14 protein-coding genes are annotated in these 15,419 nt (G+C 39.7%); 2 read left to right on the top strand and 12 right to left on the bottom strand.

The window, feature by feature from the left end; genetic code table 11:
• Positions 1-10: 10 nt before the first annotated feature.
• The 6 genes from ACMZOO_RS13760 to mpl all read right to left on the bottom strand — a co-directional run bounded on the left by ACMZOO_RS13760 (position 11) and on the right by mpl (position 6,120).
• Complete coding sequence (locus ACMZOO_RS13760; protein ID WP_440903897.1) at positions 11-1,627, bottom strand: methyl-accepting chemotaxis protein; 1,617 nt, start codon at positions 1,625-1,627, stop codon at positions 11-13.
• Between the two features lie 119 nt (positions 1,628-1,746).
• The gene (gene trmB / locus ACMZOO_RS13755) at positions 1,747-2,415 is read right to left on the bottom strand and encodes a tRNA (guanine(46)-N(7))-methyltransferase TrmB (protein WP_440903896.1); all 669 of its coding nucleotides are present in this window, start codon (positions 2,413-2,415) and stop codon (positions 1,747-1,749) included.
• Entirely contained in the window at positions 2,415-3,188 is a 774-nt protein-coding gene (locus tag ACMZOO_RS13750) for an ABC transporter permease (protein WP_440903895.1), read from the bottom strand. The genes trmB and ACMZOO_RS13750 overlap by 1 nt, the downstream gene beginning before the upstream one ends.
• Positions 3,185-4,111, bottom strand: a complete 927-nt coding sequence (locus ACMZOO_RS13745; RefSeq protein WP_440903894.1) for an ABC transporter ATP-binding protein — start codon at positions 4,109-4,111, stop codon at positions 3,185-3,187. The genes ACMZOO_RS13750 and ACMZOO_RS13745 overlap by 4 nt, the downstream gene beginning before the upstream one ends.
• 42 nt (positions 4,112-4,153) lie before the next feature.
• Complete coding sequence (locus tag ACMZOO_RS13740; RefSeq protein WP_440903893.1) at positions 4,154-4,768, bottom strand: flavin prenyltransferase UbiX; 615 nt, start codon at positions 4,766-4,768, stop codon at positions 4,154-4,156.
• Positions 4,768-6,120 carry a UDP-N-acetylmuramate:L-alanyl-gamma-D-glutamyl-meso-diaminopimelate ligase gene (gene mpl, locus ACMZOO_RS13735; protein WP_440903892.1) on the bottom strand — a complete coding sequence of 451 codons (1,353 nt, stop codon included), beginning with the start codon at positions 6,118-6,120 and terminating at the stop codon, positions 4,768-4,770. The genes ACMZOO_RS13740 and mpl overlap by 1 nt, the downstream gene beginning before the upstream one ends.
• 381 nt (positions 6,121-6,501) lie before the next feature.
• On the opposite strand from mpl, the gene ACMZOO_RS13730 reads away from it, so the two are divergent.
• On the top strand, positions 6,502-7,365 hold the full coding sequence (locus ACMZOO_RS13730; RefSeq protein WP_440903891.1) for a hypothetical protein: 864 nt from the start codon (positions 6,502-6,504) through the stop codon (positions 7,363-7,365).
• A 100-nt stretch (positions 7,366-7,465) separates the two neighbouring features.
• Positions 7,466-7,651, top strand: a complete 186-nt coding sequence (locus tag ACMZOO_RS13725; RefSeq protein WP_440903890.1) for a DUF3545 family protein — start codon at positions 7,466-7,468, stop codon at positions 7,649-7,651.
• 65 nt (positions 7,652-7,716) lie between these two features.
• On the opposite strand, the gene ACMZOO_RS13720 is transcribed toward ACMZOO_RS13725, so the two are convergent.
• The 6 genes from ACMZOO_RS13720 to ACMZOO_RS13695 form a co-directional block, all read right to left on the bottom strand.
• Positions 7,717-7,941 carry a hypothetical protein gene (locus ACMZOO_RS13720; RefSeq protein ID WP_440903889.1) on the bottom strand — a complete coding sequence of 75 codons (225 nt, stop codon included), beginning with the start codon at positions 7,939-7,941 and terminating at the stop codon, positions 7,717-7,719.
• 96 nt (positions 7,942-8,037) lie between these two features.
• Positions 8,038-8,694 carry a uracil-DNA glycosylase gene (gene ung, locus ACMZOO_RS13715; protein WP_440903888.1) on the bottom strand — a complete coding sequence of 219 codons (657 nt, stop codon included), beginning with the start codon at positions 8,692-8,694 and terminating at the stop codon, positions 8,038-8,040.
• An 835-nt stretch (positions 8,695-9,529) separates the two neighbouring features.
• Positions 9,530-10,816, bottom strand: coding sequence for a threonine synthase (gene thrC, locus ACMZOO_RS13710; RefSeq protein ID WP_440903887.1), 1,287 nt, complete (start codon positions 10,814-10,816; stop codon positions 9,530-9,532).
• Positions 10,817-11,770 (bottom strand): homoserine kinase, encoded by a 954-nt coding sequence (gene thrB, locus ACMZOO_RS13705; RefSeq protein WP_440903886.1) that lies wholly within the window; start codon positions 11,768-11,770, stop codon positions 10,817-10,819.
• Between the two features lie 12 nt (positions 11,771-11,782).
• Positions 11,783-14,242: a bifunctional aspartate kinase/homoserine dehydrogenase I gene (gene thrA, locus ACMZOO_RS13700; RefSeq protein WP_440903885.1), complete on the bottom strand. Its 2,460-nt coding sequence runs from the start codon at positions 14,240-14,242 to the stop codon at positions 11,783-11,785.
• Between the two features lie 235 nt (positions 14,243-14,477).
• The gene (locus tag ACMZOO_RS13695) at positions 14,478-15,419 is read right to left on the bottom strand and encodes a diguanylate cyclase (RefSeq protein WP_440903884.1); all 942 of its coding nucleotides are present in this window, start codon (positions 15,417-15,419) and stop codon (positions 14,478-14,480) included.

Below are 15,419 nucleotides of genomic sequence, written 5' to 3'. Positions count from 1 at the left end.
CCTTGCAAATTTAAACGGTAAATCTATTAACCATTTTATTTAAAGCATTCGATAAGTTGCCAATATCTCTAGCCAAATCTTCACCAGTATGAGCAATTTCGTTTGCAGCTTGGCTTTGGTCATTGAGCGCAAACAAGTTTTGGCTAATGTCGTCTGCGACAACACTTTGTTCTTCAGTTGCTTGTGCCGTTTGTGATGATAACTCACTGACTGCATTGGCAGATTTTAATAAACCTTCAAACACCTGGTTTGTTTGCGAAAAACTATCTATGGTTTTATCAACATTAGACTTACCACTATTGATAGCATGAGCCGATTTATCAACATTTTGTTGCAGTTGCGCAATCATATCTTGAATATGATTGGTGCTTTCTTGGGTGCGGGTTGCTAAGGTTCGTACTTCATCGGCAACAACAGCAAAACCTCGGCCTTGTTCACCGGCACGAGCCGCTTCAATTGCCGCATTGAGTGCTAACAAGTTAGTTTGTTCGGCGATACTACGAATAACATCCAATACTGATGCGATATCCGCTGAGCTTTTTTCTAGCTCACCCGACGAAGACAAGGCAGTTTCCATATCCACTGACAATTGTTTAATTATCTCGTTGGACGCTTTAACCACTAATAAACCTTGCTGCGCTTTTTTAGTTGACTGCTCTGCTTCATCTGCGCTTCCGCTAGCAACTTGCGACATTTCTTTATTCGATAAATTCATTTCATGCACAGCACTCACAATCGAATCGGATGCTTTGTTTAAAGTTTGAGTAATTGTTTTGGTGCGAGACGACGACTGGTGCAAGGTGTCGGTTAAATCAGCCAATTTATTAGATTGCTCTAAAATTGATTGAATCAACTGGCGCAAATTTCCAACAAAGTTATTAAACTGGGTAGCTAATTCGCCAAATTCGTCTTTACTACGAACATCTATTTTCCTCGTCAAATCACCATTACCAGAGGCTATCTGGCGAATTTGGTTAGTTAAGTTATCAATTTGTTCAGTTAAATTTTTTGGAATGATATAACTAAACCATGCGGCGGCTGCTAAAACGATTAGTGCAATTACAATTGCTGTCTGCTTAAATGCGCTCACTTCACTTTTTAGCTGTTCATTTAATTCATCAGATTTCTTTTCAGCGGCCTCGCCCGCTTTATCTAAAATTGAGCGCAATGCTTCAAATTTTTTATCCGTTGCAGTTATAACACTTTGCTTTTCGGCTTCGCTGCTAAAAGTCTTTTGCACCATGCTATCGGAAGCTTTGTACCATTCGTTGAATAATTTATCAAAGTCGTCAAACCTTCCAACAACATCAGGAAAATCGGCTAAATACCTTTTATAAGCTTCAAAACGTTGTTTTACTTGCAGTGCATTTTCACGTCTGTCTTCGTTGTTTGAAGCTTTGTCACCAACATTATTCAGAATGTTTAATTCGGCCACCTTAGCTTGATATAAATCTCGGTCGGCATTTAATACAACAGCGATCGATTTTAAGAATTTTTCCGACTGATACTTTAATGCATCTTCTTGCATTGAGATTAAATGGGTAAGTGTGAAAAAAACAAACAGCAGCGCAATACCTAATGCGACAATTGGCATTGAGCTTTTTATTCTAATACTATGAATATTCATACCAAATCCTAGCTAACGTAGTTTAGCAAACTAACAAAATCGCTTTTAATAAAGCTTAGTCAACATATAAGTTTAAGCAAAATTTTTAGCGCAAAAAATTCAAATAAAAGGCTTAAAAATCACAGAGTTTGCAAACAATAAAGGGTCTGACCACTTGCGTGATATTTAGCTTCAAAAGGTGTGATAGCAGGAACAGGATTGTCCAAGGTGTGTAAGTGGCTCATTATCCCATAAATTTCTAAACTTGCTTGAAATTCTTGTAAATAAATAGGCCAATTGGAACGTAGTTCAATATTAGAAGAAATTTGTATAAGTTGTTTAAATACCGGCGCACCATGCCAACGTCTTTTAATATGCTGACTTTTTGGCCAAGGATTGGGGTAATAAATTTTGTGTTGGGCAATGGGCATTTGACTGTCAGCCAATAAACGATATAAATCGTTCAAATCAGCACGTACCAACAACAGATTAGGGTAATCTTCGCGGCCTTGCCGATTAAGCCTATCAGCCGATTTATCCACGCCAATAACCCAATGCTCAGGATATTTTTGCGCTAATTGGCGACTACTCTCACCCACCCCACAACAAGCGTCAAAAATAATGGCTTTGCTAACAGATTTATCTTGTGTATTGAAATCAACAAACTGGCAAATTTGTTCAAATGCCTGCTGCGAATGTTCAGCAACAGGCTTTAAGAATTGGCTGTTTTTGTGCTTTAATACAATTGACTCTAAGTCTTTATGTAAACCGTCTTGATTAGAAACAATTGCTCGAGAGTTTGCTTGCATTAATGTCTTATCCCAACGCCTTTTTTAATTAACATGGTTGCTGTTGTAAACAACACTATGGTTAAACCAACTAAGATACTGTAAGCCACAGTTAAGTTAATATCAGTAATACCTAAAAATCCATATCTAAAGGCGTTAACCATATAAATAATCGGGTTAGCTTGGCTAACATGCTGCCAAAATCCTGGCAACATAGAAACCGAAAAGAATACCCCACCAAGGTAGGTCAGTGGCGACAATATAAAAGTTGGTACTATGCTAATGTCGTCAAAAGTTTTTGCGTATACAGCGTTTATCAAACCACCCAAAGCAAACAAAATAGCAGTCAGTAATAAGGTAGTGACAATTACCCAAAAGTTATGAATTTGAATATCAACAAAAAACAGCGCAACGGCTGTGACAATCGCGCCCACTAATACAGCACGTAAAACTCCACCTAATACATAACCCCAGACAATCACCCAAGTAGGCACAGGGGCAACTAACAACTCTTCAATATTGCGCTGAAATTTGGCGCTAAAAAACGATGACGATACATTCGAATAAGCGTTGTTGATAACAGATAACATAATTAAACCTGGCATCATAAATTCTACGTATTCGAAACCATCGACCTCACCAACACGGCGACCAATTAAGCTACCAAATACGACAAAGTATAAAGTCATGGTAATGGCTGGTGGCACTAGAGTTTGTACCCAGATACGTAAAAATCTATTACATTCTTTATAAACTATGCTTTGTAGCGCAATCCAATAATTTGCTTTGATCATACTGATTCCTGTTGTTTACCTTGTTCAACCAAATTAACAAAAAGCTCTTCTAAGCGATTACTTTTATTGCGCATGCTGAGCACGTTTATGCCTAAACTAGATAACTCGGCAAATACCTGATTGAGCGCTTCACCTTTGTTAATTTCCACCTGCAAAGTATGCGCATCAACCAGCTGTGATTTAGCTGAGGTTAAAGTGAGGTCACTAACATCTTTAGCTAAATCTAAAATAAAGGTTTCGACCGATAACTTGCTTAACAAAGCTTTCATGCTGGTATTCTCAATAATCAGCCCTTTGTCGATAATGGCGATATTGCGGCATAAACTTTCAGCCTCTTCTAGATAATGCGTGGTTAAAATTATAGTGACACCACTTTGGTTAATTTCTTGCAAAAACTTCCACATTGAACGGCGAATTTCAATATCCACCCCTGCGGTTGGTTCATCCAAAATCAGTAGTTTGGGCTGATGCATCATAGCGCGTGCTATCATTAAACGTCGTTTCATACCACCAGATAAGTTACGAGCGGGTGTATTACGTTTTTCCCATAAATCCGTTTGTTTAAGGTAAGTTTCGCTACGCTCTATCGCAACTTTACGCTCAACTCCATAATAACCAGCTTGGTTAACCACAATTTGTTGCACAGTTTCAAACTGGTTGAAATTAAATTCTTGTGGCACTAAACCTATATGCGATTTAGCTAACTCTAATTCTGTGTCTAAATCGTGGCCAAATACTTTAACCTGACCTGAAGTTTTGTTTACGAGCGCGGTTAAAATACCAATTGTGGTTGATTTACCCGCACCGTTTGGCCCTAGTAACGCAAAAAAATCGCCTTCAGCAACAGTTAAATCTATGCCCTTTAGCGCTTCTACTTGGCCTTTGTATATTTTTTTTAACTGTGAAATTTCCAATGCATTCATAATGTTATTTTCACTTTTCCATTTGTTTAACCTGAGCTCAGGTTATTTAGCTTTGTAACCCCAAGGTTTAACCATAGTTTGTGCCACACCTATATGGTCTAAAATGCGTGCAACAACAAACTCAACTAAATCATCCATTGTTTTGGGGGCGTGGTAAAAACCCGGGTTTGCCGGCATAACTGTCACACCTAAATGCGCAAGTTTCGCCATATTGTCTAAATGAATGGCTGAAAACGGCATTTCGCGCGGCACGATAATCAGTTGACCTTTTTCTTTGATCACAACATCTGCCGCACGCTCAATTAAATTATCACTTGCGCCATGCGTAACAGCTGAAACTGTGCCCATAGAACATGGACAGATCACCATAGATTTGGGGGCAGCAGAGCCAGATGCAACCGGTGAAAACCAATCATCTTTGCCATAACACAAAATTTGTTCAGGCTGAGCTTGGCAATATTCGGTTAAAAACGCCTGTGCAGCTTTGGGCTGGCTAGGTATGTCTAATTTACTTTCGGTTTTTAATACCACTTTAGCCGCGGATGATATTAGTAAATGCACTTGCCAATTTGCTTTGACCAAAGCTCGTAATAACTTTAGCGCATACGGCATACCTGATGCGCCAGTGAGTGCTAAGGTTATTTGTTGTTGTGCCATTAAGCTTGTTGCTCCAATGCTTTGATAATTTTTTGATGAATACCGCCAAAACCACCATTGCTCATAACCACTATTTTGTCGTTAGGTGATGCGTAATCCGCAATTTTAATTGCGAGTTCGTCAACGTTTGCACAAACTAAATTGTGCTGGGTTAAATTCTGCGTTACTTCATCGAGTGACCATTTTAATCCTGAGTCTTGATACAAAAATACTGCATCAGCTAAATTGAGTGACTCGGCAAGCTCTTGTTTATGAAAGCCCATTTTCATAGTATTTGATCTAGGCTCTAATACAGCAATCACTCTACCTGATTGGTTATTGGCTACAACCCCTTGCAGCGTAGTGGTAATAGCTGTTGGGTGGTGGGCAAAATCATCAAATACACTAATTGAATTTACTTCACCGATTTTTTCTAAACGGCGTTTGACGTTTTTAAATTCGGCTAATGCAGCAATAGCGTCAACTGGTTTAACCCCAGCATGGCGCGCCGCAATAATGGCCATTAACGCGTTATGCGCATTATGCTCGCCTAATAATTGCCAATTAAGTTGCCCTTGCAACTCATGGTTAAAATAAATTTCAATTTGGGTACAGTCGGGGCTAACAGCCTTGTACGACCATTCTTTGCCAATTTTATTTTGTTCACTCCAGCAGCCCATAGCTAGTGTGTCTTCAACATTAGCATCGTCTTGATGGCTAATAATCAAACCTGATTGCGGCACAATGCGAACCAAATGATGGAACTGTTTTTTAATGGCTGCGAGGTTTTCAAATATATCCGCGTGGTCAAATTCTAGATTATTCAAAATTAATGTGCGCGGATGGTAGTGGACAAACTTACTACGCTTATCAAAAAAGGCGCTGTCGTATTCGTCGGCTTCAATTACAAAAAAGATTGAATCCCCTAAACGAGCGGATATCGCAAAGTTATTCGCCACTCCACCGATTAGAAAGCCAGGTTTACAACCTGTGTGTTCAAGTATCCAAGCCAACATACTTGATGTTGTTGTTTTGCCATGTGTACCAGCTACAGCTAATACCCATTTGTCTTTTAATACGTGTTCAAACAACCATTGTGGCCCAGATATATAAGGGATATTTTTGTCGAGTACAGCTTCAACCACTGGATTGCCACGCGACATCGCATTGCCTATAACAACTAAGTCTGGGTTGATATCTAGCTGTGCAGGGTCGTAACCCTGAATCAATTCAATACCTTGTGCTTCTAATTGGGTGCTCATAGGTGGGTAAACATTTAAATCTGAGCCTGTTACTTTGTAGCCCAATTCTTTAGCTAAAACGGCTAAACCGCCCATAAATGTTCCGCAAATGCCCAAGATATGTATATGCATGATAATCCGTGTATTTGTTGGTTGTTTTCATTGGGTGTAAATAATACCAGCTATCTGTGGTGAAAGGATCAGTGTGAGGAAATTTAGCTGTGTTTATAAAGGCTAGGTGCATTATATTCAGAGCTAGTGTTGGATTATGTATGGTGAATTATGTGCAATATGCTCAGGGTCAGGTTTACATTCACTAAAACAGAAACGCTGTAAACACAATCCCTGTGCGCTCCGACTTTCATCCCTGAAAAGTAGGTTCTGTTTTTAGTGAATCCAACCCAGCTCCCATGGCAATTGTGCAATACTAAATTTGCGAAAGAGTGATTGGAATAAAGGCAGAGCTTAATTTTGCAGCTATAGTTTAGAGGTCAGTATAATTGGAGCTGGATTATGAGCTTGGCAAAATACCTACTTACAATCATATGCTTAATATTCGGCAGTTTAAGCGCGCAAACTTTACAAGTTGGTAAACTATATAACGGCCCCATCAAGCTATCTGTAGCTGATATCAATGCCACTTTTTCAGTGCCCGAACAATGGCAAGGCATACTGCCGCAAAACAGTGAAGTATTTGTTATGCAATCGACGGTGTCTGCCAGTCAGAATGTATTGCTGATAGCGCAGCAAACTGATTTAAACAACTTAAAACAACAAATGTCTGAATCGATAGATTTTGGTGATGGTTTTGTTTTAGTCCCCAAAGGACAAGTTACTGTTATCGATAACACACAAATTAAAGCGAGCTATTCAGTCGCGCAATCTGACGATAAGTTTGCTTTAGTCATTTCGGTTGTAGGTGAAGCTGGTTGGGCGATTTCTGCAGTCGGCATAGCTACCAACCAAGACAAGTCTGCGTTAGAACAAACTACGCGACAAATCGCCAGTTCAATCGTGTTCGAGAGTGTCCAAGCTGCGCCGTTACAGCACAACGCCTGGTATCCACATTTATCCAACCGGAAATTGACTTATTTCTACACAAGTTCTGGTTATACCGAGGAACAATATATTTGGCTGTGTGGTAATAATACTTTTTATAAGAGTTTTAACTCTGGCGGTTTTGGAGGCGGCGCTAGCGGCGCTTTGGCTTCGAAGGACGGCGGCCAATGGCGGACAAGCGGCAACTTAAATTCTGGCACACTCGAATTGTACTTTAATGATGGGCGCATTAGCCAATATACCCTTACTCATGAGGGTGATACTAAATTGTTTTTAGATGGCAAAAGGTGGTTTAGAGAAGCGATAAACTGTCAGTGATTTTATTATTAATAAAAGGTTAATAATTTGGTCATGTAAGTCGACTAACTTTACCAACGCGGACTTAATTTAAACTTCAACTCTAAGCAAGGAGTGAACAATGGAATTAGCAGTCGACAATTACTACTCAGATCATCAAGCTTCGAAATCTACCTCTAGTAAAACTAACAAAAAACGCAAATGGCGCGAAATTGAAGCCATTTTAGACCAACGAAACTTATATAAAGAATTAGAAGAATTTGACGAGTTTGGTCAATTTGCCAACACTAGCGATAGCGCGGCTTAAGTTAAAACTCAGCTATCAGCTATTAAATAAGTAGCACTAACTTTGTTGGTGCTACTCACCCTGACTTATCTATCTAACCTAGACCGTCGTAATTTAGATTTTACTTTTACTGGCAACAAAGCAACTAACAAGAAGATAGCGACAAAACCAAGCAAGGTGCCTACGTATGCAATAATTGGCTGTAAGTTAGCAAAAGCATACACAATAGCAATTATGATTGCGCCTTCCAGCAATACGTTTAGCAATAAATACAATCCTTTATTTAGTTGAAATAAAGTACCACATTTCATACAACGGCAATCTAGTTCCAAAAATGTGAGTAATTTAGCGTAAAGACTAATTCCATTTTGTTTGCATTCAGGACATTTCATAAATGACAGTTTCGGCTATAAATTCCAATCAATTGGTGTTTTACTATTTTGCTGCAAATAATGATTAGCTTGGCTAAAGTGGCGACAGCCTAGAAAGCCCCTATGCGCCGATAGGGGTGATGGATGTGGGGCAGTCAAGACTAAATGTTTGTTTCTATCTATCTGTTGGCCTTTTTTCTGCGCATGAGCGCCCCACAGCATAAACACAACTTTATCTGTATGCTGGTTAATTGCAGCGATCACTTTATCGGTAAATAACTCCCAACCACATTTAGCGTGTGAATGCGCTTTACCCTCTTCTACTGTTAATACAGTATTGAGTAAAAATACGCCCTGCTTGGCCCAAGGTAATAAATAACCTGTCTGGGGAATTTGAAAACCCTCTATATCAGTTGCTAGCTCTTTGTACATATTCACCAACGATGGTGGTGTTTTAATACCGGGTAAAACCGAAAAGCTTAAACCATGTGCTTGGTTTGGCCCGTGGTAAGGGTCTTGCCCTAAAATCACAACTTTTATTTGATCCAACTCTGTAACTTTAAAAGCATTAAAAACATCTTCTTGTGCTGGGTAAACCATTTTGCCCGCATCACGCTCGCTTTGGACAAATTGCATAATCTGTTGAAAATATGTTTGTTGTTTTTCTTCACCGAGTACATCAGTCCAATTCATATTCGCTACCTATTTATTTAAATACTTTAGTTTGTTCTTGCTTGCTCAAGTGGAATCGATTGCCATATAAGCCAGTGGATAATTATCGCAAAATCGCTGTAAACACGTCCTTGTGCGCTCGCAAACGTCATCCAAGACGTTTGAAGTTTTGCTCCTAATCATCCACTGACTTATATTAGATCTTCGTTGTTTGCCCTTCCAAGATCTTTCACCCTGCAACCAGCCGCAATAAAGATGCTTTAAGAAGGTGAATAGGTATTTCGAACAAAACTTCATAAAATAGGGATATTTTATGAGAGCGTTCCATGGATGGACTCGCAGCGTTTTTGTTCGAAATACCTATTCACCTTCGATGTTCTCTGCCAAGAAAACACTAGCGCCGCTATGCAAATTAATACTAACTCCAAGTTACAAAGCATGAATCAACCGCAATAGAGTGGCCTAAAGAAGGTGAATAGGTGTTGCGAACAAAACTTCATAAAATAGGGATATTTTATGAGAGCGCTCCATGGATGGACTCGCAGCGTTTTTGTTCGAAATATTTATTTACCTTCAAAGTTCCCATTAACTCAAGTGCAGGCTATTTGCATAAATACTAGAGCAATAATTTAGAGGAAAGTCTCTTTTTCAGGGATGAAAAAGCGAAGCGTACATGGAAGTATTCACCGCGTCTTTCCGAAAATTATGCTCTAGGAGTTATGCAAATCTGCACCTAACCTTACAATCAGCACCTAAAAAAAATGCCCTTTCGGGCATTTTTCAAATCACAAGGCAACTAAGCACTAAACCGATAACTTCAAGCGAAAGTTATGTTTTAGTTCTTATAACGGACCCATTAACCTAACTTAGTAAACATATACTCTTTAAGCTTACTAAAATCAGCGGTTAACGCATCAGACAATACTTCTTTATTCGCCACATCAGCCAAAGCTTTTGGCAATGCTACAGGTGTGCCCAAAATGTTCTCAACCGTTTCTTTAAACTTAGCAGGATGCGCAGTACCTAAGAAAATACCAACCTCATCATCGGCTAACTGACGCTTCAATGCTTTGTAAGCAACAGCTGCATGAGGCTCACTTAAATAGCCCAATTCATTTAACTGCTTAACACCAATTTGCGTGTAATCTTCATCAACACTCTCAGCAGATAACAAAGCTTTATCAACAATGCCTTGCTCAATCATAGCTTCGATTCGTGGCCAGTTGTTTGGTGAACTAATGTCCATAGCATTCGACATAGTTGGTACAGTTTTCTTTGGCTCCCATAAACCAGACAACAAATAACGAGGTACAGTGTCATTGGCATTGGTAGAAGCGACAAAACGCTTAATTGGTAAACCCATGGTTTTAGCAATCATAGCCGCAGCTAAGTTACCAAAGTTACCACTAGGTACAGAGATAACCGCTTTCGCGCGATCTTCAGCTGGTAACTGAGCTAATGCTTCAAAGTAATAACATACTTGTGCTAACAAACGTGCAATATTAATTGAGTTTGCTGAATTTAAATGCAATTGCTCACGTACATCTTTATCGTCGAAAGCTTGTTTGACTAATGCTTGGCAATCATCAAATGGGCCATCAACTTCAACAGTTAAGATGTTATCACCTAAAGTTGAAAATTGTTTTTCCTGCAGTGGGCTCACCATACCTTTAGGGTACAAGATAACCACATTAATGTTAGCCAAACCATGGAAAGCATGTGCAACTGCCGCACCTGTATCACCAGAGGTTGCAGTTAAAATTGTAATTGGCTCACCTTCACCGGTTAAATGCGCTAAACATTGAGCTAAGAAACGCGCACCAAAATCTTTAAACGCTAATGTTGGGCCATGGAAAAGCTCTAGTGAATGCACATTGTCTTTAACGTGTGCTAACGGCGCAGTAAATTGAAATGCGTTGGTCACCAAAGTTTCAACCGTGTCTCGGCCTAACTCATCGCCAATTAATGCATTTAAAATTTCAACACTACGCTGTTGAAAAGGCATTTCTAATAAAGCATCTACATCGCCTAAAGCCGGGATAGATTTAGGGAAAAACAAACCTTGGTTACGGCCCAAACCTTGTTTTACAGCTTGTGAAAAACTAACAACTTCAGTTGCGTCTTTTAAGTTTACTAATTCCACTTATACGTCCTCTGAAACCTGGGTGCCTTGACCATCAACCTGGCATACGTGGGCAAACCCATCTTCATTCTGAATATAGTTATCAACCAACCATTGTTTAATCGCTTCTGCTGCTTCTAACGATTCAACCGCAGCAAACACAGTTGGCCCAGAACCTGAAATACCAAATGCCAAAGCACCTTGCTCTTCAGCAAACGAGCGGCCTGCATCAAAGTTCTGTAATAAAGATTTACGATAAGGCTCTGCAATAACGTCTTGCATCATTTGCGCTGCAAGTACTTTGTCTTTTCTATGCAAAGCATCAACAAATACGGCAAGTTGGCGACCAAAATTAATTGTAGTCGCACGGTCGTACTCTTTTGGTAAAATTTCACGTGCAGCGGCCGTAGAAACACTTGCACCTGAATAACAAATTACCCAATACCAGTCGTCAAATACAGGTAACGACAAGCTAATTTGCTCGTCTGATTCAACCATTAACTGCAAACCACCTAAATAACAAGGCGCTACATTATCATAGTGAATGCTACCACTGATTTGACCTTCTAATTTGCCCATTAATCTAAGCAATTGCTCTTGGTTTAACGGATTACCATAAAAACCATTCAGTGCAGCAAGTGCAGCTACTATAGAGCTAGCCGATGAGCCTAAACCACTGCCGATTGGTAAATTCTTTTCTAACACCATTTCAACTGGGCGAACGTCAATACCTAAGTCAGCCAGTGCTGCTTTAAAACCTAAAAAACAATCGTAAACTATGTTTTGTGTCGCGTCGCTTGGCAATTTATGCGCAAAGCGGCCGGCGTTGGTCAAACTAAACGACTCTTGTTCTTGAACAACAGTCACTCTGTCGCCCAATAAGCTGCCATCAATAGGTTTTAACGCTAAACCTAAAATATCAAAACCTAAGCTGACATTACCGGTAGAAGCTGGTGCATAAGCAGTTACAGACATAATCAACCTCAATTAAACTTCACGTTTCCACGGCATAGTACGCATTAAGTCTGCGAATACACCAGCGGCTGTTACATCAGCACCCGCACCATAACCACGGATAACTAACGGAATTGGTTGATAATACAAGCTGTGAATTGCTAATGCATTTTCACCGTCTTTAATTGCATAAAGTGGGTGCTCTGCACCTACTGCTTGAATACTACAACGACATTTGCCATCTTCGATAATACCAACGTAACGCAATACTTGGCCTTTTTCTTTAGCCGACTCAATTAATGCTTGGTAATGCGCATCCGCTTTTGGCAAGTTAGTCATAAACTCGTCAATAGAACCATCAGCGTTAAAGTCAGCTGGTAATACTGACTCAACGTCAATATCCGATAACTCCATTTCCATGCCAGCTTCACGCGCCATAATTAATAATTTACGTGCAACGTCCATACCACTTAAATCATCACGCGGATCAGGTTCTGTAAAGCCATTATCACGTGCAATTGCGGTTGCTTGTGACAAGCTCATACCTTCGTCTAATTTACCGAAGATAAATGACAATGAGCCAGACAAAATACCTTGGAAACCAATTAATTCATCACCTGCACTGATTAAACTTTGCAAAGTATCAATAACTGGCAAACCTGCACCTACGTTAGTTTCGTATAAGAAACGACGATTGGTTTCAGCTGCAGCTTCACGAATTTGGTGATAAAACGCCATACTTGAAGTATTGGCTTTTTTGTTTGGTGTAACTACGTGGAAACCAGCAGCTAAGAAATCAGCATATTGGTCAGCAATACTTTCATTACTGGTACAGTCAATAATCACTGGATTGATTAAATGATTATCTGAAACAAAACGTTTTAAGTTTTCAAGGGTAAATTTACTTTGGCCGTTTTCTAATGCTTGTTCCCATTCAGCTAAATTTAAACCTGCATTATCAACCGCCATTTTGCGACTGTTGGCAATGCCATAAACTTGTAAGCTGATATTGCGCGCTTTTAAGATAGGTTGCTGTTTAGTCAGCTGCTGAATAAGCGCTTTACCGACAGTGCCACAACCAACCATGAATGCATCGATAACATGTAAATTAGTAAAGAAGTTTTGATGCGTTACTTTAATTGCATCTTGCGCTTTTTTACCTTCGATAACAGCTGAAATTGAGCGCTCAGAAGAGCCTTGAGCAATCGCGACAATATTTACATTGGTTTGAGAAAGTGATGCAAAAAACTTAGCTGCAATGCCTTTATGCATACGCATGCCATCACCAACAATTGATACAACAGACAAATGGTCACGGAATTCAATTGGCTCTAATAATTGGTTAGATAATTCTAATTCGAATTCTTGCTCTAACACGTCTTGTGCACGGCTTGAGTCTGACGAATGAATACAAAAACTAATGCTATATTCAGAAGAAGATTGGGTAATTAATACAACTGAAATTTTAGCTCGAGAAATTGCATCAAAAATACGGCTCGCCATGCCAACCATACCTTTCATACCTGGGCCAGCAACGTTAACCATAGTTACGTCGTTTAAGGTTGAAATACCTTTAACCACATGGTCGCCGTCAGTGCTTTCATTAGTAATTAAAGTACCTGGTGCAACTGGGTTTAACGTGTTACGGATACGACATGGAATGTGATATTGGGCAATTGGGCCAATGGTTTTTGGATGCAAGACTTTAGCACCAAAATAAGATAACTCCATCGCCTCTTGATAAGACAACTGCTCAACTAATTGCGCATTGTATACTTTGTTAGGATCAGCGTTATATACACCATCCACGTCTGTCCAAATTTCACAGACTTCAGCATCAATACAAGCTGCTAAAATCGCCGCACTATAGTCTGAACCATTGCGACCCAAAGTCACTAACTCGCCAGCTGCATTTTGAGCACAAAAACCTGGCATCACCCAAACACCAGTTTGTGGTAATGGTGACGCGGCAAACAATTTACGGCTTGCTTCAATATCAGCTTGTGATTCTAAAAATCCACCGTGCGCAACAATCAATTTAGTTGGGTTAATTACCGTTGCTTGTACATCACTAACACGCACAAGTGCTGCAAAAATTTCCACACTGATAAATTCGCCTAAACAAATAATGCTCGCATTAACTGAATCAGGACATTCGCCCAATAAGCTAATACCTTTTAATCTGTTGGCTAAAAAAGTGAATTTTTCTGCAGCTATACCCGCAACATGAGCTTTGTCATAGTTAGGGTATTCAGCGGTTAAATCGTTAATAATTGAATGAATGGTGTTTTCTAGTTGCGCCATTAAATCTGTCGTTGGCAAACCTGCAATTGCAGCGTCGACTAAAGCAACTAAATTATTTGTAACACCTTTAGGTGCAGACAAGACCACAGCTGTGTTAGCTGATTTTTGTTTATCTAGGACGATATCACGTACTACTTTGTAGCGTTGTGCGTCCGCTAATGATGAACCACCAAACTTTAATACTTGCATGTATTTTTTTACCCTATCTTTCAGACAAAAAAGCCCGTGACCTTTTGGGTCACGGGCTTTTGCATTGATTCGATTTCTTTAGCGCAACAGCCAGCGACCACCCCTTAAATAAAGGTAATGGTTGTAATGACGGTAATGGTGTTAATTGCGCATTTTTTCATGGGGCGAAACTGTGCCTGATCTGCCGCTGTCTGTCAATCAATATTTAAGCGATTGCACAGTATTCACACAAATTTCACGCCTGATATATAGTAACTTGGTTGCGGCCTTCTCTTTTCGATTGATACAAGGCTAAATCAGCGCGCGTAACCATGTCTTCAAATCGAGTGAACCTGCTATCAAATTGGCAAATGCCCATACTCATAGTCGCATTAATACTACGGTTATCATGCTGCATGGTTAATAATGAAAATTGACTGCGAATGCGCTCAGCTAATTCGAAAGCACCCTTTTCAGCTGTATTTGGCAATATAATGCCGAACTCTTCGCCACCATACCGGCCTAATAAATCGCCTTTACGCAAAATTTGCTGAACCAACTCAGTTGCTTTAACTAAAACTAAATCACCCGCTTGATGACCGTATTCGTCATTGATGCGTTTAAATTTATCCAAATCAAACATGATTAAGGATAAATCATGTTCATACCGCTGAGCGGTTTCAAATTCAATGCGAAATCGCTCTTCCCAATATCTGCGATTACTCACTTTAGTTAAACCATCAGTGCGGCTAACTTCTTCTAATTCTTTTAAAGTGTCTTTGAGCTTTTGTTGATAGAAAAAAACATCCGTCATATCTTCGACAATTATACCAACTTTGTCAGGCTCACTTTGGCCGTCACTACAAATTGGGATAAAGGTGATATTTTGTGCCATATATTCACTGCTGGTGGTTACCGGCCGAGCGTGGCGCATTTTAAAAACGAATTGGCGTTGCTCCCACGAACTAAACGCAGGTGTGTTGAGCATAAATACACTTTGAATTTTACGTTGTAACCAACGCTGCGGCGCATCAGGGAAGATATCAAAAAGGGTTTTGCCTATTACTTCACTGGCTTGTAACAGACTATGCGATTCCATAAATCGATTGAAGTACAACAAGCAGCAATTTTGGTCTACAACCAGCACACCCGAATTAATTCTTTCGATTAATTGTGATTGAACCGCTGCTACATCCAA

The organism is Catenovulum sp. SX2 (genome assembly GCF_052056295.1).
Classification (GTDB): Bacteria; Pseudomonadota; Gammaproteobacteria; order Enterobacterales; family Alteromonadaceae; genus Catenovulum.
Note: the sequence above shows the minus strand (reverse complement) of the source record. Positions and strands in the feature narration are given on the sequence as shown.

Bases quoted from the DNA above. Each gene is read 5' to 3' on its own strand.
- ACMZOO_RS13760 (WP_440903897.1), bottom strand. From the start codon at position 1,627: ATGAATATTCATAGTATTAGAATAAAAAGCTCAATGCCAATTGTCGCA.
- trmB (WP_440903896.1), bottom strand. From the start codon at position 2,415: ATGCAAGCAAACTCTCGAGCAATTGTTTCTAATCAAGACGGTTTACAT.
- ACMZOO_RS13750 (WP_440903895.1), bottom strand. From the start codon at position 3,188: ATGATCAAAGCAAATTATTGGATTGCGCTACAAAGCATAGTTTATAAA.
- ACMZOO_RS13745 (WP_440903894.1), bottom strand. From the start codon at position 4,111: ATGAATGCATTGGAAATTTCACAGTTAAAAAAAATATACAAAGGCCAA.
- ACMZOO_RS13740 (WP_440903893.1), bottom strand. From the start codon at position 4,768: ATGGCACAACAACAAATAACCTTAGCACTCACTGGCGCATCAGGTATG.
- mpl (WP_440903892.1), bottom strand. From the start codon at position 6,120: ATGCATATACATATCTTGGGCATTTGCGGAACATTTATGGGCGGTTTA.
- ACMZOO_RS13730 (WP_440903891.1), top strand. From the start codon at position 6,502: ATGAGCTTGGCAAAATACCTACTTACAATCATATGCTTAATATTCGGC.
- ACMZOO_RS13725 (WP_440903890.1), top strand. From the start codon at position 7,466: ATGGAATTAGCAGTCGACAATTACTACTCAGATCATCAAGCTTCGAAA.
- ACMZOO_RS13720 (WP_440903889.1), bottom strand. From the start codon at position 7,941: ATGAAATGTGGTACTTTATTTCAACTAAATAAAGGATTGTATTTATTG.
- ung (WP_440903888.1), bottom strand. From the start codon at position 8,694: ATGAATTGGACTGATGTACTCGGTGAAGAAAAACAACAAACATATTTT.
- thrB (WP_440903886.1), bottom strand. From the start codon at position 11,770: ATGTCTGTAACTGCTTATGCACCAGCTTCTACCGGTAATGTCAGCTTA.
- thrA (WP_440903885.1), bottom strand. From the start codon at position 14,242: ATGCAAGTATTAAAGTTTGGTGGTTCATCATTAGCGGACGCACAACGC.